Source organism: Rhizobium sp. WW22 (assembly GCF_047041135.1).
GTDB lineage: Bacteria > Pseudomonadota > Alphaproteobacteria > Rhizobiales > Rhizobiaceae > Rhizobium.
On record NZ_CP178198.1, the window covers coordinates 880,051 to 900,656 of the forward strand.

Sequence of the window (20,606 nt, forward strand, 5' to 3'; positions counted from 1 at the left end):
AAATATACAAACATCATGAACATTGCGACCCCCATCCAAGCCAAATCGCGCATCGGCCACACGGCCTGTCCGCATGACTGTCCTTCCACCTGCGCGCTGGAGGTCGATCTGACTGAAGACGGCAGGATCGGCCGGGTTCGCGGGGCCAACGACCATTCCTACACCTCGGGCGTCATTTGCGCCAAGGTCGCGCGCTATGCCGAGCGGCTTTACCATCCTGATCGCCTGATGAAGCCGCTTCGCCGCGCCGGCACCAAGGGCCAGGGGCGCTGGCAGGAGCTTTCCTGGGACGCGGCGCTGGATGAGATCGCCGAAGCCTTCGTGAAGGCGGAAGCGAAAGACGGCAGCGAGGCGATCTGGCCCTATTTCTATGCCGGAACGATGGGCTGGGTGCAGCGCGATTCCATCGAGCGGCTCCGCCATGCCAAGCGCTATTCCGGCTTCTTCTCATCGATCTGCACCAATCCGGCCTGGACCGGCTTCACGATGGCGACAGGCGTGCTGCGCGGCCCCGATCCGCGGGAAATGGGCCGCACGGATTGCGTCGTCATATGGGGCACGAATGCCGTGGCGACGCAGGTCAATGTCATGACCCATGCGGTGAAGTCCCGCAAGGAGCGCGGCGCCAAGATCGTCGTCGTCGATATCTACGACAACCCGACGATGAAGCAGGCCGACATGGCCCTGATCGTCAAGCCGGGCACGGATGCGGCCCTTGCGTGCGCCGTCATGCACATCGCCTTCCGCGATGGCTATGCCGACCGCGACTACATGGCCAAATATGCCGACGATCCCGCCGGCCTGGAAGAGCATTTGAAGTCAAAGACCCCGGCATGGGCTGCTGGCATCACCGGCCTTTCGGTTAATGAGATCGAAGCCTTCGCCAAGCTCGTGGGAACGACGAAGAAGACCTACTTCCGCCTCGGCTACGGCTTTACCCGTCAGCGCAATGGCGCGATCGCCATGCACGCGACAGCCTCGATCGCCACAGTTCTCGGTTCCTGGCAATATGAAGGCGGCGGCGCCTTTCATTCGAACAGCGATATCTTCCGCATGGACGCGAGCGAACTCACCGGCCGCGCCATGAAGGATCAGGATATCCGCATGATCGATCAGTCGCAGATCGGCCGCGCTTTGACCGGCGATGCCGTGGCGCTGCGCCATCGCGGCCCGGTGACCGCGATGCTTATCCAGAACACCAATCCGGTGAATATTGCGCCGGAGCAGCGGCTGGTGAAGCGCGGTTTTGCCCGCTCCGACCTCTTCGTGGCTGTACACGAGCAGTTCATGACCGATACGGCCGAGATGGCCGATATCGTCATCCCCGCCACCATGTTCGTCGAGCATGACGACATCTACCGCGCCGGCGGGCAGAACCACATCCTTCTCGGCCCGAAGCTCGTGGAGCCGCCGCCGACCGTTCGCAGCAATCTCTTCGTCATCGAGGAGCTCGCAAAGCGCCTCGGCGTCGCGGATCGCCCCGGCTTCGGCTTTTCCGCCCGCGAGATGATCGACAGGATTCTGTCGAGGAGCGGTCTGCCGGATTACGATTACTTCCTCGAACACAAATGGTTCGACCGCCAGCCGGATTTCGAGGATGCACATTTCGTCAACGGCTTCGCTCATCCCGACGGCAAGTTCCGCTTTCGCCCCGATTGGACCAATCAGCCGGCGCCGAACCGCCCGCCAGCATCCGTCGGTCTGCTCGGCCCTCACGTCGAACTGCCGGAGTTTCCGGACCAGGTCGATGTGATCGAGGTGGTCGACCCCGAGCATCCTTTCCGGCTCGCGACCTCGCCCTCGCGCAATTTCCTGAATTCAAGTTTCGCGGAAACGAAGACGTCACGGCAGAAGGAAGGCCGTCCCGAGGTGATGATCAATCCGGCCGATGCCGAAGCGCTTGAGATTGCACACGGCGATCTGGTGTGTGTCGGCAATGGTCGCGGCGATATCCGCCTCCACGCCCGCGTGACGACGGAAGTGAAGCCCGGTGTGCTGATCGCCGAGGGGCTCTGGCCGAACAAGGCTCATGTCGATGGCGAGGGGATCAATGTGCTCACCGGCGCGGACCCGGTCGCGCCCTATGGCGGCGCGGCTGTCCACGACAATAAGGTATGGCTTCGCAAGGACGTGGCATGAGTAAATTCGAAAACGCGAAAGCCGAGATCGTCAGCGAAAAGACGCTGGCGGACCAATGGACGCGGCTGAGTACCTTTGAGGTCGATTACACGGATTCACGAGGCGAAAGACATCGCCTGAAGCGCGAGGTCTATCATCGCACGCCGGCGGCCTGCATCCTCCTCTATGATCCCAAGCGCGAAACCGTGGTGCTCATTCGGCAATACCGTCTGCCGGCCCGGCTGGTCGGCGAGACGTCCTGGATGATCGAAGTGCCCGCCGGATTGCTCGACGGCGACCAGCCGGAAGCCGCGATCCGCCGCGAGGCTATGGAGGAGACCGGCTTTCGCGTGCGCGACGTCCGCTTCCTGTTCAAGGCGATGACCTCGCCCGGCTCCTCGACGGAGGTCATTCATTTCTTCGCCGCCGTGATTGACACGTCCGACCGTGTTGCCGATGGCGGCGGGCTTGCGGAAGAGCATGAGGATATAGAGGTGCTGGAAGTTCGCCTGCCCGATGCGATTGTCATGATCGAGACCGGCGATATCTGTGACGCCAAGACGATTATGCTGCTGCAATGGGCGGCCTTGAATGTCGCCAGCCTGAAATAGGCGGCTGCGTGGGTGGGAGCTTGCTCTCCCATTCATCACATTGTCACGAATCGAGCTTACCGGGGCGTGCGGCCGAAGACACTTGAATGCTTCCGCCCTTCCTTCGCTTATGGATGTTTCAGGAGAAAGCCGATGTGGCTCAGCAATTTCACGCTCGTTCTTCCTAATGAAGTCGTCGAGAAGGGCGCAGTGCGCATCGAGGACGGCGTGATTGCCGAAATCCGCTCGGAGCCGGTGGCGCAGCCAACGTTCGATGGCGGTGGCCGCTTGCTGATGCCGGGCTTCGTCGATCTGCATTGTGACATGGTGGAGCGCGAGATCGCGCCGCGGCCGAATGCGATGATGCCGATCGATTTCGGCATTCACGAGCTGGACAAGAAGCTGGCGGCGGCTGGCGTCACCACGGCCTTTGCAGCGCTCTCCTTTGCGACCGAAAGCGTCTACGGCCATGTCCGTTCGCTCGAAACCACCTCGGCGGTCATCCGCGGCATCGGCAGCCTGCGCGATGAGCTCCTGATCGACCACCGTGTCCATGCACGCTACGAAATCACCAATCTCGGCGCGGCGCCGACCCTGGAGCGGCTGCTGGAAGAAGGCTCCGTCGATATGATTTCGCTCACCGACCACACGCCGGGGCAGGGGCAGTATAATGACATCGAAAGCTATATCCGCAGCATGTCCGAGCGTCGGTCCATGTCGCGCGAGGCGGCCGAGGAAGTGGTGGCAAAACGCATCGCACAGCGCGAGGATCCTGAGATCGAACGCAAGCTGCATGACGTGGTTGAACTTGCGCTGAAGCACAAGCTGTCGCTCGCCTCGCATGACGACGACAGTGCCGAAAAAGTCGCCGCGATGCACGATCTCGGCGTGACGATCAGCGAGTTTCCGGTGACGGGACCTGCCGCGGAGGAAGCCTGCCGTCGCGGTCTCTGGACCCTTATGGGCGCGCCGAACGCACTGCGCGGCCAGTCCATGTCCGGTAATCTCAGCGCCCTGGATGCGGCGCGCTCCGGCCTGCTCGGCATCATCGCGGCTGATTATCACCCGGCGGCCTTTGTGCCGGCGATCTTCAAGATCGCCGATGTTGTTGCCGGCGGTCTGCCGGCGGCTGTTGCGACGGCAACAGCCAACGCTGCCCGTTCGGCCGGTCTGACGGATCGCGGCGAGATTGCTGTCGGTCAGCTTGCCGATCTGGTCGCCGTCGAGCCCGGCTCGGTTCACCGCATCCGCGCAACCTTCCGCGGCGGCCGCATCGTCTATAGCGACGGCACGCTGCATCCGTTGATGGCAATTGCGGCTTGAGGAAGGGCGATTGAGAGCGGCGGATGAGGGGGACTGTTTGCCGCCGGAATTCCTTATTTAACCTATGTCCCCAAGCAGTGACAAAACCTGCCGTCCATCGACAGCAGGTGTTTTGCCGAGGCTTATGGCCTTGCCGCCTTCCATCCTGACCTTGCCTTCCGCCAGAAGCCGCAGCGATTGCGGATAAATCTGATGCTCCACCGTAAGTACGCGGGCGGCAAGGCTTTCGGCGGTATCGTCGGTCAAGACAGGCACGGCAGCCTGGCCGACGACAGGACCTTCGTCCATGCCCTCGGTGACGAAATGCACGGTGCAGCCGGCGATGCGCATGCCGGCGTCGATCGCACGCTGATGCGTGTGCAGGCCGGGAAAAAGCGGCAGCAGCGACGGATGGATATTGATGATCCGGCCCCATAGGCCTGGATGAAGCGGCCCGAGAGCAGCCGCATATAACCGGCAAGGCAGATGATGTCGGGGGAGAGGGCTTCCAGCTGCGAAAGGATCGCCTCTTCATGGGCTTCCTTGCTGACAAATTCCTTGCGCACGAAAGCGAAGGTCGCAATGCCTTCAGCCGCGGCTTTTGCCAACCCGCCCGCATCCGCCTTGTCGGAGATGACGCCGACGATCTCCGCTGGATAATCCGCTGCCTTGGTGGCTTTCAGAAGAGCCAGCATGTTGGAGCCGCCGCCCGAGATGAAGACGACGACGCGTTTGCGCGGCGTGGTCATAGAGCGAGCGTGCTCTTGTAGACGGTGCCGGGAGCGCCTTCTTCACGGGCGACCATGCGGCCGAGCGTAACGACCGCTTCGCCTTCAGCTTCAAGCGCGGCCTTCACGGCGTCGACATTTTCCTGAGCGACGACCACGATCATGCCGATGCCGCAGTTGAAGGTGCGCAACATTTCCTTGGCCTCGACGCCGCCCGTCTTGGCAAGCCAGGAGAAGACCGGCGGCACCTTGACGGCGGCCAGATCGATCTCGGCGGCGAGATGCTTCGGCAGTACGCGCGGAATATTCTCCGGGAACCCGCCGCCGGTAATATGGGCGAGAGCCTTCAGGGCATGGGTTTCACGGATGGCTTTCAGCAGCGGCTTCACATAGATGCGCGTCGGCGTCAGCAGCGCTTCGCCGAGCGCCTTGCCTTCGGCGAAGGGAGCCGGCGCATCCCAGCGGAGGCCGGAAAGCTCGACGATCTTGCGCACCAGCGAGAAGCCGTTGGAATGAACGCCTGACGAGGCGAGGCCGAGAATGACATCGCCCTCGGCAATATCGCCCGAAGGAAGCAGTTGGCCGCGTTCGGCCGCACCGACGGCAAAGCCCGCCAGATCGTAGTCGCCATGGGAATACATGCCCGGCATTTCCGCAGTCTCGCCGCCGATCAGCGCACAGCCTGCATCGCGGCAGCCGGCAGCGATGCCGCCGACGATCGCCGCTCCCTGGTCGGGGTCGAGCTTGCCGGTGGCGAAGTAATCGAGGAAGAACAGCGGTTCGGCGCCCTGGACGACCAAATCGTTCACGCACATGGCAACGAGGTCGATGCCGACGGTGTCGTGATAATTGGCATCGATCGCGATCTTCAGCTTGGTGCCGACGCCGTCATTGGCGGCGACCAGCACCGGATCGGTAAAGCCGGCAGCCTTGAGGTCGAACAGGCCGCCGAAGCCGCCGATCTCGCCATCGGCACCCGGCCGGCGCGTCGAGCGGACGGCAGGCTTGATCTTTTCGACCAGCAGGTTGCCGGCGTCGATATCGACACCCGCGTCGCTATAGGTCAGACCGTTTTTTCCAGACTGGCTCATGCTTCCGCCTCCGATGGCCGCCCGTCCAGTATGACAGGGCTTTGATCGGGTCGCCATTGCATGATAGGGGCCTTTATGCAAGGCGCAAGCGCCGCAACACCCTCAATTTTCCCCGCTTCCCATTGCTCAGGGCAGATTTCCGGCCGCAGACTTGACCATAATTGCGGCATCATCCTATGTCCTAAGCACACGGCAAACGGGCGCGGAGTGACGGGGAAGACGATGGAGCAAAAGGTCAGCGGGGCGAGCCTCAAGCGTCAAGTCACCTTCTGGGTGATCGTGCTCGTCGTTTTCATCGCCTTTATCTATATCTTTAGCACGATCCTGTTGCCGTTCATCGCCGGCATGGCGGTCGCCTATTTCCTCGATCCGGTCGCCGACCGGCTGGAGCGGATCGGCCTCAGCCGCCTTATGGCAACGGTGGTGATCCTCGTCTCCTTCGTGCTGGTCTTCGCGCTGGCTTTGACGATCTTCATCCCGATCATCGTCAATCAGTTCAACGATTTCATCCAGCACATTCCGACCTATGTGCAGCAGATCCAGCAGCTGATCGCCAAGGCGCAGACCATGGTGCTGCCGGATTGGATTCGCAACCAGCTCGGCGCGATCAAGGACAATTTCTCCAGCATCATGTCCGAAGGTCTGAGCTTTGTCGGCGGTCTGTTCGCGCAGCTCTGGAGCTCCGGCAAGGCGCTGGTCAACATCCTCTCGCTGATGGTCGTCACACCCGTCGTCGCCTTCTATATGCTGCTCGACTGGGATCGGATGGTCGCCAAGGTAGACGACTGGATCCCGCGCGATCATGTTGCCACCGTTCGCGAAATCGCCCGCGAGATCGATCAGGCGATCGCCGGCTTCATCCGCGGGCAGGGCTCGCTTTGCATTATTCTCGGCGTCTACTACGGCGTCGGTCTGTCGCTGGTCGGCCTGAATTTTGGCCTGCTGATCGGCCTCTTTGCCGGCATGATCAGCTTCATTCCCTATGTCGGCTCGATGGTTGGCCTCGTTCTGGCCGTCGGCGTCGCGCTCGTTCAGTTCTGGCCCGACTATCTCTGGGTCGGTCTGACGCTCGTCGTCTTCTTCACCGGCCAGTTCCTGGAAGGCAATGTGCTGCAGCCGAAGCTCGTCGGCGAAAGCGTCGGCCTGCATCCGGTCTGGCTGATGTTCGCGCTTTTCGCCTTTGGCGCGCTCTTCGGCTTCGTCGGGTTGCTGATCGCCGTTCCTGCCGCTGCAGCCTGCGGCGTTCTTGTCCGCTTCGCCCTTTCGCGCTACCTTCAGAGCGATCTCTATTACGGACGCTCGGAAGCGGGCAAGGCGCGCAGAGCCAAGGCCGGCAAGATCGAGAATAGCTAGACATGACCGACGCAAAGAACGCTGATCTAAGGCGCAAGGCCGCCGAGCAGCTGCCCTTGGCCTTTACGCATGACCCCGCAAACGGGCGCGACGATCTGCTCGTCGCCGATCCCTTGAGCGCGGCGGTGAGGATCATCGATTCCTGGCCACACTGGCCGTCGCCGGTGGTGATCCTGGCGGGGCCTGTCGGTTCGGGCAAATCGCATCTCGCCAGCATCTGGACCGAGCGGTGCGGCGCCGTCCACATTCATCCTGTCGCCGGCTCCGATGCCGCAGTCGTAGCGGCGAACGGCCCCGTCATCTTCGAAGACGTGGATCGCCTCGGCTTTGACGATACCGAACTCTTCCATGTCATCAACAGCGTTCGCGAAAACGGCACCAGTCTTTTGATGACGAGCAGGCTTTGGCCGATGTCCTGGCCGGTGACACTGCCCGACCTGCGCTCCCGCCTGAAGGCGGCAACGGTGGTCGAGATCGGCGAACCGGACGAGGAATTGCTGTCGCAGGTGATCGTCAAGCTCTTCGCCGACCGCCAGCTTTATATCGATGACAAACTCGTCCTTTATATCGTCAATCGCATGGAGCGTTCCCTGAACGCGGCGCAGCTGATCGTCGACAGGCTGGACCGGCTGGCGCTTGGACGGGGAACAAGGATCACGCGCCTGTTGGCCGCCGAGGTCCTGAACGAGCTGGGCAGTTCCGGCCAGCCGGATTGAGCTGGCTGCGACTGTCACAGTTCCGTCGTCAAACTGATATAGGTGGCACAAGATTGGAAAGAGGGTAGGTGGAACATGGACTCGGCACTCACGGAACATCAGGACGCCAACCAGGAAAATCCAGAGGCGGCACCTGCGATCAGCGAATTGATGACCAGCCCCGAGCGCTTCATCAACCGCGAATTTTCCTGGCTGCAGTTCAACCGCCGCGTTCTTGAGGAGACGCTGAACACCGCCCATCCGCTGCTGGAACGTGTCCGCTTTCTCTCGATTTCCGCCGCCAACCTCGATGAATTCTTCATGGTGCGCGTCGCCGGCCTCGAAGGCCAGGTGCGCCAGAAGATCCTCGTGCGCACTCCAGACGGCAAGACACCCGCCGAACAGCTCGATGATATCCTGCGCGAGATCGACAATCTGCAGATGGAGCAGCAGGCCTCGCTGGCTGTCCTGCAGCAATATCTCGCCAAGGAAGATATTCTGATCGTCCGGCCGGCTGCCCTTTCCGATGCCGATCGCCAGTGGCTGCACACCGAGTTCGAGCAGGCGATCTTCCCGGTCCTGACGCCGCTCTCCATCGACCCGGCCCATCCGTTCCCGTTCATCCCGAACCTGGGTTTCTCGATCGCGCTGCAGCTCAAAAGCATGAACGGCCGCGAACCGATGACGGCGCTGCTGCGCCTGCCGCCGGCGCTAGACCGCTTCGTGCGCCTGCCGGACGCCAGCAACGTCATCCGCTACATCACGCTCGAAGATGTAGTGAACATCTTCATCCATCGGCTCTATCCGGGCTATGAGGTTCAGGGCTCGGGTACCTTCCGCATCATCCGCGACAGCGATATCGAAGTCGAGGAAGAAGCCGAAGACCTGGTGCGCTTCTTCGAAACCGCGCTGAAGCGCCGCCGCCGCGGTTCCGTGATCCGCATCGAGACCGACTCCGAAATGCCGCTCGAGCTCCGCCAGTTCGTGGTGGAGTCGCTGAACGTCCCGGGAAACCGCATCGCGGTTCTGCCGGGCCTGCTTGCCCTCAACACGCTCTCCGAAATCTGCAAGGCCCCACGCGACGATTTGCGCTTCGAGCCCTACAATGCCCGATTTCCTGAGCGCGTCCGCGAACATGCCGGCGATTGCTTCGCCGCGATCCGTGAAAAGGACATGGTCGTCCACCACCCCTATGAATCCTTTGACGTGGTGGTCCAGTTCCTTCTCCAGGCTGCTAGGGATCCTGACGTTCTGGCGATAAAGCAGACGCTTTACCGCACCTCCAACGACAGCCCGATCGTTCGCGCGCTGATCGATGCAGCCGATCTCGGCAAATCGGTTACGGCGCTGGTGGAACTGAAGGCCCGCTTCGACGAAGAAGCCAACATCCGCTGGGCGCGCGATCTGGAACGCGCCGGTGTGCAGGTCGTCTTCGGCTTCATCGAGCTCAAGACCCATTCGAAGATGTCGATGGTCGTCCGTCGCGAGGACGGCAAGCTGCGCACCTATTGCCATCTCGGCACCGGCAACTACCATCCGGTCACCGCCAAGATCTACACCGATCTTTCCTACTTCACCTGCGATCCGAAGATCGCCCACGACATGGCGAATATCTTCAACTTCATCACCGGCTATGGCGAGCCGGAACACGACATGAAGATCGCGGTCTCGCCCTATACGCTGCGTCCCCGCATCCTCCAGCATATCGAAGGCGAGATCGAGCACGCCAGGAACGGCCATCCTGCCGCGATCTGGATGAAGATGAACTCGCTTGTCGATCCTGACATCATCGACGCGCTCTATCGCGCCAGCAATGCCGGCGTCGAGATCGATCTGGTGGTGCGCGGCATCTGCTGCCTGCGTCCGCAGGTACCGGGTCTATCGGAAAATATCCGCGTCAAGTCGATCATCGGCCGCTTCCTCGAGCACAGCCGCATCTTCTGCTTCGGCAATGGTCAGGGCCTGCCGTCGGACAAGGCGCTGGTCTATATCGGCTCCGCCGACATGATGCCGAGAAACCTCGACCGCCGGGTCGAAACGCTCGTGCCGCTCACCAACAAGACCGTGCATGAACAGGTGCTTTCACAGATCATGCTGGGCAATATCATTGACAATCAGCAAAGCTACGAGATATTGCCGGACGGGACTTCACGGCGCATGGAAGTGCGTCAGGGAAAAGAGCCATTCAATGCGCAGCAATATTTCATGACCAATCCCAGCCTGTCTGGCCGTGGTGAAGCCTTGAAATCCAGTGCTCCGAAACTCATCGCTGGACTGCTGTCGGGCCGCAACAAATAAATTGGACCTGCATGGTTGAATCAGAAGCCCAGGGGCGTCTTCCGGGCATCGCCCCTGTCTCCGTTGTCGATATCGGGTCGAACTCGGTCCGTCTTGTCGTCTATGAAGGCCATTCGCGGTCGCCAACCATCCTCTTCAACGAAAAAGTGCTGTGCGGCCTCGGCAAGGGCATAGCGCTGACGGGGAAGATGGATGAGGAAAGCGTGGCGCGGGCGCTTGCAGCCCTGCATCGCTTCAAGGCGCTGTCCGATCAGGCGCGTGCCTCCACCATATACGTTCTGGCAACGGCCGCAGCCCGCGAAGCCAGCAACGGTCCGCAGTTCATCCATCAGGCCGAAGCCATCCTCCAGCGCAAAGTGCGCGTGCTGTCTGGCGAAGAAGAGGCACGCTTCTCCGCGCTCGGCATCATCAGCGGGTTTTTCCATCCCGATGGCATTGCCGGGGATCTTGGCGGCGGCTCGCTGGAGCTGATCGACATCAAGGACCACGAGATCGGCAAGGGCATCACGCTGCCGCTCGGCGGCCTGCGCCTGTCCGAATATGCCGGCGGCTCGATCGATAAGGCGCGCAGCTTCGCGCGCAAGCATGTCAAGACCGCGAAACTATTGAGCAAGGGCGAGGGCCGCACGTTCTATGCGGTCGGCGGCACATGGCGAAGCGTCGCCAAGCTGCACATGGAAATCCGCAAATATCCGCTCCACATGATGCAGGGCTATGAAGTGCCGCTCGATGAGATGCTGCGGTTCCTGGATCAGATCGTCGAAGCGAAGGATTCGAAGGATCCGGCATTTCAGGCGGTGTCCAAGCATCGCCGTTCGCTGCTGCCTTTCGGCGCAGTCGCCATGCGCGAAGTGCTGACGGCCATGAAGCCGTCCGTCATCTCCTTCTCCGCTCAGGGCGTTCGTGAAGGTTATCTCTATTCGCTGCTGACCGAGGCCGAGCGCAACAGCGACCCGCTGCTCACCGCCGCCGGCGAGCTTGCCATCCTGCGTGCGCGCTCCCCGGAACATGCTCGCGAGCTTGCCGATTGGACCGGACGAATGATGCCCTTCTTCGGCATCACCGAGACGGACGAGGAAAGCCGCTATCGTCAGGCAGCCTGTCTGCTTGCCGATATCAGCTGGCGCGCCCATCCGGATTATCGCGGCCTGCAGGCGCTGAACATCATCGCGCATACCTCCTTTGTCGGCATTACCCATGCCGGCCGCGCCTTCATCGCGCTTGCCAACTACTACCGTTTCGAGGGCTTGAACGACGACGGAGCGACCGAGCCACTGGCGACGATCGCAACGCCGCTCTACATCGAACGCGCCAAGCTGCTCGGCGGCCTGCTGCGCGTCGTCTATCTCTTCTCGGCGTCGATGCCCGGTATCGTGCGCAATCTGTCGTTCCGCCGTTCGACAAAGCCTGATCTCGATCTCGAATTCGTCGTTCCCTCTGAATATCACGACTTTGCCGGCGAGAGGCTGGACGGCCGCCTGCAGCAGCTCGGCAAGCTCACCAATCGCCGCCTGGCTTTCTGCTTCGAATAAGCTTTGTGTTGCATGGGATTGAAGCCTCCCCCTGCACGGCAGGGAGAGGCGGTTTCATTGTGCTTACTTCGCGTTCAGGAAATCGCCGACTTCCAGCAGGCTGAATTCGTTGTCGTCAGCCTTGTCGACGGCGCGGCCGGCGGAGAAGGGCAGGTTATTGTCGTTGCCGATGACGATATGCGTGGCATCGACCCGATCGACATTCTCGATGGTGACGAACGGCATGTCGTAGAAGCCTTCACCGCCGCCCTGGCGACGCTTATGGTCCGGATCTTCGATGCGCATCAGATCGATATAGCCGATCTTGCGAACGGACTTGCCGACATTGGCGTCGCTGAATTCGATCTTGTAGACGCGCTTCAGCTCTGCCGGGGCCTCGAAGCAATCCGGCTTCGGCTGCTTGGGATCGGCGCAAGCCTTGTCCTTCGTGCCGGCGCCATTGTCGCGTTCGATGACGAGGGCAGTCTTTTCATCGAGCATGTTGAAATCGCCGATCGACACACCCTTGTCCGCGAAGGGATAGAGCCAGCTGCGGCCGGTCCAGCTCTTCGAGGTGACGTCGAATTCGATGACGCGGATGGCCGTCTTGCCATCGACGCTCTCCATCTGGCCGTCATCCTTGTAGATCGGGCCCTCCAGCAGGCCGTAGAGCTTGGAGCCGTCCTTCGACATGGCGAGACCTTCGAAGCCGCCCGAGCGCTTCAGATTGAAGGCCGGCATCTTCTGTGTGGGGTTACCCGGCAGCTGGATCAGCGGATTGTCGGGCGACATGACCGGCTTGCCGTCGAGCGTCGTTGCGAAGACGTCGGTCAGTTGGCCATCCGTGTCGAATTTCAGCAGGTAAGGACCGAACTCGTCGCCGATCCAGAAGCCGTCGGCAACCGGCTGAACCGATTCGATGTCGAAGTCGGCGCCCGTCAGGTAACGCTTTTCGGCGCCTTCCATAACGATCGGAAAGGGAGCCTTCTTGTTCGGGTCGGACAGGAACAGGTTCTTGACGACCTCGACTTTGCCGCTGTCCCAGTTGAATTTCAGCTGATGCAGGAAGAGCATCGCGTCCGACGAGTTCTGCTTGGAGCCGAAGCCGTTGTCGGAGAGTGTCCAGAATGTGCCGTCGGGCATGGTCTTGATGCCAGAGAACCCCTGGATCGGCTGGCCCGCGAAGGGCAGCTTCAGGTCGGTGACGCGGGCGCCATCCTTGCCCGGCACGGTGCCGAGAGCGTCCGTGCGCTTGCGATCCGGCGTGGTGAACTTGCCTGAAGTCTTCAGGAAATCTGGTGCATCGGCAGGAGCGGCAGTGATGGTGTTGGCCGGCAGGATCGCCTGGCCGACGAGCTTTGCCTTGAACTGCTGCTCGTCTGCTAGGGCCGAGCCGGCAAGCAGAATGAAGAGTGCCGTGGAAGCGGAAAGGATTCGAGTCATCGTGTCACCTTGTGGTGGAGAGTGGCAAAAACAACTCCGCTTAACAGGCGACCCATATCTGCAAATTAACGCTTAGGTGAAGATTTGGTGACTGTGGACAACCCATAGGCTGTGAAGCCCAGGCGTGCATCAATAGCGAAATGCAGCCTAAAATTCGTATTGCTTACGATCTGCCGCGAACGGTCTTCAACGCTTGCCGGTCCTGCGTATGAAGGGCGATGACGCCAAGGTGCTGATCGCGGCCGCGAACGGCATGTTCGCCGAGCTCTTCCTTGATGATCCCTTCGGGAAGCTCCATCCGTCTGGCAAGGTCGCTGGAAATCAGCACCTGGCGCTCCAGCGTTTTGCAGAGAGACTCCAGCCTTGCGGTCGTATTCACCGTATCGCCGAAATAGGCGATCTTGTGGTGCTCGACGCCGATTTCCGCCGTCACGATGCTGCCGCCATGGAGAGCGGCTCTAAGACGCGGCACCCTGCCGTAAGATTTCAGCCATGCTTCGGCGTTTCTTTCGATATCGTCGAGGATATTGAAGACGCAGCGGACGCAATTGGCATTCTTGACCCCGCGTCGAAGCGGCCAGGTGATGATCGCGGCATCGCCGATATAATCGTCTATCGCGCCCTTGTGCCGCCGTACGGGTTCAGCCATGGCGGCGAACACCGCGCCCAGGAATTCCTGTGTTTTCAGGTCGCCATGCTCCTCGGCGAAGGCAGTCGAGCCGACGAGATCGACGAAGAGGAACACGCGCTCTTCCTGTACCGGATTGCGGTACCGGCCGGTCAGCAGGCTGAGAAAGACGTCGCGGCCGAGCAGTTCCCGCACACGGCCGATGAAGATGATGATGGCGGTCACAACGACAGCGTAGAGATAGACGTCGATCTTCAGCAGCGTGAGATCTTCCCAGGAGCCGTCGACCAGGCCCAGCAGTTTCATGAGGCTGCCCGCCGTGGCATAGCCAACGCTCATCAGCAGGAAATCGACGATGAGAGCCGAAGGGATGAAGGCCGGCGTTGGCAGGAGATGCATCCAGACGTTCAGCCGCGGCAGGATCATGCGGCGTTCGAAGGCCAGCAGCGGCATGCCGCAGAACAGGGCGAAGATCGCACCGATATACATTGGCGCTTGCGGGAAGAATATCTTGCCGTAGATGACGCCAGTCGAAGCGACAAGCAGCGATATCAGGATCCAGTTGCGTATCGAATGGAGAATACCCATTCACTTTTCCGCCGAGAAACGACGCCTGTCATCGACGCGGGATTGCGCCAGCAAACTGGAACGTCATCTAATAGAACGATTACACAGGACGTTCATTCCACGAGATTTGCGGCGCAATCGTGATCGCGGCGGGCCTCTCGGTTCGCGAATCATACGCAATCGCAACGCGCCGGGAAAGGGGAATCGCGGCTAGAGGGCGATGGTCTCGATCCGCTTGCCGACGAAGCGCAGGGCCACCTGGCCTTGGATCAGTTGCAGGGCCGTCTCGCCGAAGAGATCTCGACGCCAGCCGGTCAGAGCCGCCACATCGGCCTTCTCCCCCTCGGCGGCGATCTTGTCGAGATCGTCGCTGTTGGCGATGACCTTCGGCGCAACGCCGTGCTTTTCGGCAATCAGCTTCAAAAGGACCTTCAACAGTTCGGAGGCCGCTGCCGTGCCCTCGGGAGCCTGTTGGTGGCGCGGCGGATGCGGCATTTCGGCCTTCGGCAGCGCCAGCGCCGCGTTGATCGCTTCAAGCACCGCCGTACCGGCGGCAGAGCGCTCCCAACCCTTCGGGATGGTGCGCAGCCGCGCAAGCGCTTCGGTATCCTTCGGTTGCTGCTGGGCGATCTCATAGATCGCATCGTCTTTCAATACGCGTGCCCGCGGGACATTGCGTGCGCGGGCCTCGCGCTCGCGCCAGGCGGCCACAAATTTAAGGACGGCCAGCTCCTGCGGTTTGCGCAGCCGCATCTTCAGCCGCTGCCAGGCATCGTCGGGGTGCAGGTCGTAGGTCTCGCGCGCCTCCAGGATCGCCATCTCCTCCTGCAGCCAGGAGGCACGTCCTTCGCGCTGCAATTGCTCCTGGAGCGAGAGATAAACGTCGCGCAGATGCGTCACGTCGGCAAGCGCATAGTCGAGCTGCTTTTCCGAGAGCGGCCGCCGGCTCCAATCGGTAAATCGCGAGGATTTATCGATATGGACGTTCTTGATGCGGCTGACGAGCTGGTCGTAGGAAACCGAATCGCCGAAGCCGCAAACCATTGCCGCAACTTGCGTATCGAAGATCGGATGCGGAATGAGATTGCCGCGATGGAAGATGATTTCGATATCCTGGCGGGCAGCATGAAACACCTTCAAAACCGATGAGTTGGCCATCAGTTCGAAGAAGGGTGCCAGATCCAGCCCCTTGGCCAGCGGATCCACCAGCACTTCGGTGGTGGGGCTTGCCATCTGTATCAAACACAGCTCCGGCCAGAAGGTCGTTTCTCGCAGGAATTCCGTATCGATGGTAATGAATTCCGACTTGGCCAGCTCTTGGCAGGCCGCCTCCAATTGGGCGGTAGTTTCGATCATATCAACACATTCAATGGTAAAATACTTCCTTAACTTCCTTCTCCTTTCAGCCCGATATGTCAATACTTTCGCGGACAAAGCCCTTGCCGCATTTCGCTTTTCGCTGAAATTGCCGGGGACTGTGACAGCTTCGACCGAAACTGCCTGCAATCGGGATGGCTTGTGACCGCCTATGCCACGCGCACGTAACTCGTCATGCCCGTCTTCTGGTGTTCGATGATATGGCAATGCAGCAGCCAATCGCCGGGATTGTCGGCAACGAAGGCCAGCTGCACCTTTTCGTCCGGCTGGATCAGATAGGTATCGGAGACAAAGGGCTGCACCTGCCGAGTCGAAGAGGAGAGGACCGTAAAGCTCATCCCGTGCAGGTGGATCGGGTGGCTATGCGGCGTGACGTTTTCCATGTCGATGACATAGCTCTTGCCGAGCTTGAGCTCGGCAAGCGGCGCCGTGGGATCAGGCGTATCGCCCGGCCAAGGCACCTTGTTGATAGCCCAGAAGCTGTAGCCGAGCGAGCCGCATATGCTGTTGTCGGCGGTGTTCTCCGCCGTCGAGCTCAGGATCAGCGGAATATGGGTGGCGGAACCGAGGTCTGCCTTCAGCACGGGATTATCTTCGAGCGGCGCCAGATCGCGCACGTCGCGCTTTAATGATGCGCCCACGGCGCGCAGCGTCGCCAGCACTTTCGGATTGGTGCCCTTGATGTCTTCGAGCTTGACGACTGCGCCTTCGCTGTCGGGCATGCGTACGGCAAGCTCCAGCCGCTGCCCCGGCCCAAGCTGCAGAAGATCGAGCGGAAAGCGCTGTGGCACGGGATTGCCGTCTATCGCGATCACTGTCGCCTCGGCGCCGTCCATGCGGAAGGAATAGATGCGCGTGACATCGGTAATGGCAATGCGCAGCCGCACCAGCCCGCCGGAAGGCGCGTCATATTGCGGTTCCTGTTTCCAGTTGGCGGTCCGGACGGTGCCGTAGGTGCCGGATTTCGCGGCATCCCGCGGCCTGAATTGCGCAATGAACTGTCCATCTCCCCCCAGGCGCCAATCGCGCAGATTGAGCACCACTTCCGAATCGAAGGCAGGATCCTTGGGGTTCTCGACCACGATGACGCCAGTCATGCCGTGGCCCATCTGCTCCAGCGTATTGCAGTGCGGATGATACCAGAAAGTACCGGCATCCGGAGGCGTAAAGGCATAATCGAAATGATCGCCGGTATAGACATAGGGCTGGGTGAGGAACGGAACGCCGTCCATATTGTTGGGCAGACGAATGCCGTGCCAGTGGATAGTCGTCGGATCGTCTATGCCGTTGATCAGTCTCGCCGCGAAGGGCTCGCCCTTCTTCATGCGCACGACCGGCGGCATGCCGGCATCGCCATAAGTGAGCACATTCCTGGTCTTGCCGCCGTCGGCGAGGCTGGCCTCGATCTTGGCAGTCTTCAGCGTGAGTGGCTCGGCCGCCGCTGCCTTGCCCGCAAACTTACCGGCGATCCCGAGGCCGACGCCATAGGCGCCGGCAACGGCTGAAGCTTTCAGGAGATTGCGGCGGGTGAGGATTGGCATGTCGGGCTCCGGGGGCGAAGATATATGAGTGCCTGTTTAAAGTTGACTGGAGCGTTCAGCAATAGCATCGAAGTAGCCAAACCGCCGCAGCGGCTACTTGCGCGTAGTGTATTGGATAGCGACTGAAACAGCTTTAAGCTGACTTCCGGTGTTCGAGCCTTGACAAATCGGGCGCGCCATGCGCTTTTCCGCCCGATTTTCTCGTCGGCAGGCGAGGGGCTTGCATGTCCTTTCGCCACGGCCCGCCAAGTCCAGGATATATACTATGCATCGCTATCGCAGCCACACATGCGCCGCCCTGCGCAAGTCCGACGTCGGTTCGACCGTCCGTATTGCCGGCTGGGTTCATCGCGTCCGAGATCATGGCGGCGTGCTGTTCATCGACCTGCGCGATCACTACGGCATCACCCAGGTCGTTGCCGACCCCGATTCTCCGGCCTTCAAGCTCGCCGAAACCGTTCGCGGCGAGTGGGTCATCCGCATCGACGGCCTCGTCAAGGCCCGCACGGAAGATACCGTCAACAAGAACATGCCGACCGGCGAGATCGAGCTTTACGCGCAGGAGATCGAAGTGCTCTCCGCCGCCAAGGAGCTGCCGCTGCCCGTCTTCGGCGAGCCGGACTATCCGGAAGACGTTCGCCTGAAGTATCGCTTCCTCGACCTTCGCCGCGAAACGCTGCACAAGAACATCGTCAAGCGCACGCAGATCATCTCCTCCATGCGTCGCCACATGGGCGAAGTCGGTTTCACCGAATACACGACCCCGATCCTGACGGCATCGTCGCCGGAGGGCGCGCGCGACTTCCTCGTGCCCAGCCGTATCCATCCCGGCACATTCTACGCGCTGCCGCAGGCGCCGCAGCAGTACAAGCAGCTGCTGATGGTTGCCGGCTTCGACCGCTATTTCCAGATCGCCCCGTGCTTCCGCGATGAAGACCCGCGCGCCGATCGTCTGCCGGGCGAATTCTACCAGCTCGACCTCGAGATGAGCTTCGTCACCCAGGAAGACGTCTGGAACACGATGGGGCCGCTGATAAGCCAGGTGTTCGAGGAGTTTGCCGAAGGCAAGCCGGTCACCAAGGAATGGCCACGCATCCCCTATGACGTCGCCATCCGTAAGTATGGCTCGGACAAGCCGGACCTGCGCAACCCGATCGTCATGGAAGCCGTCACCGAGCATTTCGCCGGTTCCGGCTTCAAGGTCTTCGCCAACATGATCGCCTCCAACCCGAAGGTCGAAGTCTGGGCGATCCCGGCCAAGACCGGCGGTTCGCGCGCATTCTGTGACCGCATGAATGCCTGGGCGCAGAGCCAGGGCCAGCCGGGCCTCGGCTACATCTTCTGGCGCAAGGAAGGCGAGAAGCTCGAAGGCGCAGGTCCGCTTGCCAAGAACATCGGCGAAGAGCGAACGGATGCGATCCGCACCCAGCTCGGCCTCGATGACGGCGATGCCTGCTTCTTCGTCGCCGGCGATCCCGCCAAGTTCTACAAGTTTGCAGGCGAGGCCCGCACCAGGGCTGGCGAAGAGCTGAACCTGGTCGACCGCGACCGTTTCGAGCTGTGCTGGATCGTCGACTTCCCGTTCTTCGAATGGAGCGAGGAAGAAAAGAAGGTCGATTTCGCCCACAACCCGTTCTCGATGCCGCAGGGCGGCCTCGAGGCGCTGCAGACCCAGGACCCGCTGACGATCAAGGCGTTCCAGTACGACGCCGTCTGCAACGGCTTCGAAATCGCTTCGGGCTCGATCCGTAACCAGTCGCCGGAGACCATGGTCGCCGCTTTCGAAAAGGTCGGCCTCAGCCAGGCAGACGTCGAAGAGCGCTTCGGCGGTCTCTATCGCGCCTTCCAGTATGGTGCGCCTCCGCACGGTGGTGCGGCCTTCGGTATCGACCGTATCGTCATGCTGCTGGTCGGCGCCAAGAACCTGCGCGAGATCTCGCTGTTCCCGATGAACCAGCAGGCGCAGGATCTGCTGATGGGCGCTCCTTCGGCCGCAACGCCGACGCAGCTGCGCGAACTGGCGATCCGCCCTGTGCCGCCGGTCAAGAAGGACTAAGTCCTCCAAGGTTTGTCAAAACGCAAAACCCGGCGACCGAAATCGCCGGGTTTTTGTTTGGGACGCTGATCTCAGCTAGATTGCGGCATAGACCGCTTTTGCCAGATCCGTGGTGAACTGACCCCACATGCCCTCAAGGGTCGTATTGGTCAGGGCGACCACCGTCAGGCCCTTTTCGGCGTCGACGAACCAGCTATGCCCGTAGACGCCTCCCCATTTGATCGTGCCAGCCGAGAAGGGAACCTGCGCGACCACGGGATCGAGGACAATGGACCAGCCGTAGCCGAACCCGAAACCGGCCTGCTGCGCCTGCATATGCCCGCCCGCCTGATCGGCCATCATGGTTTTCACCGTATCGGCCGATAGCAGCGGTGCACCGCCCTTCCTGATCGTGTCCAGAATGGCAAGGATGTCGCTTGCCGTTCCGGCCATGCCGGCGCCGCCGGAGTGGTAGGAAGCAGGATCGAATATCCTGTCGGGTGCAAAGCGGATCGTGCCGTCGAATATCGGAACGAGCGCCTCGTCTCCCATCCTCCGCGGCTCGGGAGCACCGTTCATATAGGCGGCCGCCAGGCGGCTGCGGTCGCGCACGTAGAAACCGGTGTCGGAAAGGCCGAGCGGCTTCATGATTAGGTCCGCAACCGCATCGCCGAGCGGTCCGCCTGTTTCCTTCTCGATGATGCCGCCGAGGACATCCATCGCCAGGGAATACTGCCAGCTTTCACCGGGCGCGAAGAGAAGGGGCGCGCTGGCAAGGCGCTGGAGGTTGTCTGCCAATGATCGGCCCGGCGTGTCCAGACCGTCGGATACGCCTGCGCGTTGATAAGGACCGTCCTGCGCCTCGGCGAATGTGTAGCCCAACCCGGAGGTATGGGTGAGCAGATGCCGGATGCGGATAACGGCTTCGCCGCCATCGGGCAGGCGCGGCCGGAAATCCGGCAGCCACTTGGTGATCGGATCGTCGAGACCGATGCGGCCTTGTTCGACGAGCCGCATGGCGGCAATGGTGACGATCGGCTTGGTGACGGAGGCGAGACGGAAGATGGCATCTTCCCGCATTGCTACCTTGTTTTCGCGATCCGCCAGACCGGCGGAGCGAGCGTAGGCCAATTCTCCATCCTGAGCGATCAGAACGACGGTTCCGACCAGCCTTTTGTCCGCGAGGGCGGAATCGATCGCAGCATCGACGCCTTCAGCAAGGCTGCCGTCGCTTGTATGCGCGGAATTTTCCAGGGGAAGACTCATGGAGCAAAACCTTCTATAATCACAATGACCATTCCCGAATAAACCAGATCGGGAAATAATTCT

14 protein-coding genes and 1 pseudogene are annotated in these 20,606 nt (G+C 61.1%); 8 read left to right on the plus strand and 7 right to left on the minus strand.

Annotation, left to right across the window (positions count from 1 at the left end; translation table 11 throughout):
- Positions 1-15: 15 nt before the first annotated feature.
- From ACK83U_RS04455 to ACK83U_RS04465, 3 genes are all read left to right on the plus strand, one after another.
- Complete coding sequence (locus ACK83U_RS04455; protein WP_412474832.1) at positions 16-2,139, plus strand: molybdopterin-dependent oxidoreductase; 2,124 nt, start codon at positions 16-18, stop codon at positions 2,137-2,139.
- On the plus strand, positions 2,136-2,729 hold the full coding sequence (locus tag ACK83U_RS04460) for an NUDIX domain-containing protein (RefSeq protein ID WP_112607269.1): 594 nt from the start codon (positions 2,136-2,138) through the stop codon (positions 2,727-2,729). Before ACK83U_RS04455 ends, ACK83U_RS04460 begins: the two co-directional genes overlap by 4 nt.
- 132 nt (positions 2,730-2,861) lie before the next feature.
- Complete coding sequence (locus ACK83U_RS04465) at positions 2,862-4,031, plus strand: alpha-D-ribose 1-methylphosphonate 5-triphosphate diphosphatase (RefSeq protein ID WP_112607267.1); 1,170 nt, start codon at positions 2,862-2,864, stop codon at positions 4,029-4,031.
- 57 nt (positions 4,032-4,088) lie between these two features.
- Here ACK83U_RS04465 and purN read toward each other — a convergent pair.
- Both purN and purM read right to left on the minus strand, forming a co-directional pair.
- A pseudogene (gene purN / locus ACK83U_RS04470) lies at positions 4,089-4,759 on the minus strand (phosphoribosylglycinamide formyltransferase).
- Entirely contained in the window at positions 4,756-5,829 is a 1,074-nt protein-coding gene (gene purM / locus ACK83U_RS04475) for a phosphoribosylformylglycinamidine cyclo-ligase (protein ID WP_112607263.1), read from the minus strand. Before purM ends, purN begins: the two are co-directional and overlap by 4 nt.
- A 222-nt stretch (positions 5,830-6,051) precedes the next feature.
- Here purM and ACK83U_RS04480 point away from each other — a divergent pair, with 222 nt between their 5' ends.
- The 4 genes from ACK83U_RS04480 to ppx all read left to right on the plus strand — a co-directional run bounded on the left by ACK83U_RS04480 (position 6,052) and on the right by ppx (position 11,707).
- Positions 6,052-7,182, plus strand: a complete 1,131-nt coding sequence (locus ACK83U_RS04480) for an AI-2E family transporter (protein ID WP_112410647.1) — start codon at positions 6,052-6,054, stop codon at positions 7,180-7,182.
- A 2-nt stretch (positions 7,183-7,184) separates the two neighbouring features.
- Positions 7,185-7,898 carry a DnaA regulatory inactivator HdaA gene (gene hdaA / locus ACK83U_RS04485; protein WP_112607261.1) on the plus strand — a complete coding sequence of 238 codons (714 nt, stop codon included), beginning with the start codon at positions 7,185-7,187 and terminating at the stop codon, positions 7,896-7,898.
- 75 nt (positions 7,899-7,973) lie between these two features.
- Positions 7,974-10,175: an RNA degradosome polyphosphate kinase gene (locus ACK83U_RS04490; RefSeq protein WP_112607259.1), complete on the plus strand. Its 2,202-nt coding sequence runs from the start codon at positions 7,974-7,976 to the stop codon at positions 10,173-10,175.
- Positions 10,176-10,186: 11 nt separating this feature from the next.
- Positions 10,187-11,707, plus strand: coding sequence for an exopolyphosphatase (ppx, locus tag ACK83U_RS04495; RefSeq protein WP_112337882.1), 1,521 nt, complete (start codon positions 10,187-10,189; stop codon positions 11,705-11,707).
- A gap of 63 nt (positions 11,708-11,770) precedes the next feature.
- On the opposite strand, the gene ACK83U_RS04500 is transcribed toward ppx, so the two are convergent.
- The 4 genes from ACK83U_RS04500 to ACK83U_RS04515 all read right to left on the minus strand — a co-directional run bounded on the left by ACK83U_RS04500 (position 11,771) and on the right by ACK83U_RS04515 (position 17,242).
- Entirely contained in the window at positions 11,771-13,129 is a 1,359-nt protein-coding gene (locus tag ACK83U_RS04500) for an esterase-like activity of phytase family protein (RefSeq protein ID WP_112607257.1), read from the minus strand.
- A 163-nt stretch (positions 13,130-13,292) separates the two neighbouring features.
- Complete coding sequence (locus ACK83U_RS04505; RefSeq protein ID WP_112337880.1) at positions 13,293-14,345, minus strand: adenylate/guanylate cyclase domain-containing protein; 1,053 nt, start codon at positions 14,343-14,345, stop codon at positions 13,293-13,295.
- Positions 14,346-14,534: 189 nt separating this feature from the next.
- On the minus strand, positions 14,535-15,680 hold the full coding sequence (gene rnd / locus ACK83U_RS04510) for a ribonuclease D (RefSeq protein ID WP_112607255.1): 1,146 nt from the start codon (positions 15,678-15,680) through the stop codon (positions 14,535-14,537).
- A gap of 170 nt (positions 15,681-15,850) precedes the next feature.
- A complete protein-coding gene (locus ACK83U_RS04515) occupies positions 15,851-17,242 on the minus strand; it encodes a multicopper oxidase family protein (protein ID WP_112607253.1) in 1,392 nt (463 codons plus the stop codon).
- Between the two features lie 265 nt (positions 17,243-17,507).
- Here ACK83U_RS04515 and aspS point away from each other — a divergent pair, with 265 nt between their 5' ends.
- Complete coding sequence (aspS, locus tag ACK83U_RS04520) at positions 17,508-19,298, plus strand: aspartate--tRNA ligase (RefSeq protein WP_112607251.1); 1,791 nt, start codon at positions 17,508-17,510, stop codon at positions 19,296-19,298.
- 75 nt (positions 19,299-19,373) lie between these two features.
- Here aspS and ACK83U_RS04525 read toward each other — a convergent pair whose 3' ends face one another.
- The gene (locus ACK83U_RS04525) at positions 19,374-20,543 is read right to left on the minus strand and encodes a serine hydrolase domain-containing protein (RefSeq protein ID WP_112607249.1); all 1,170 of its coding nucleotides are present in this window, start codon (positions 20,541-20,543) and stop codon (positions 19,374-19,376) included.
- Between the last annotated feature and the right edge of the window lie 63 nt (positions 20,544-20,606).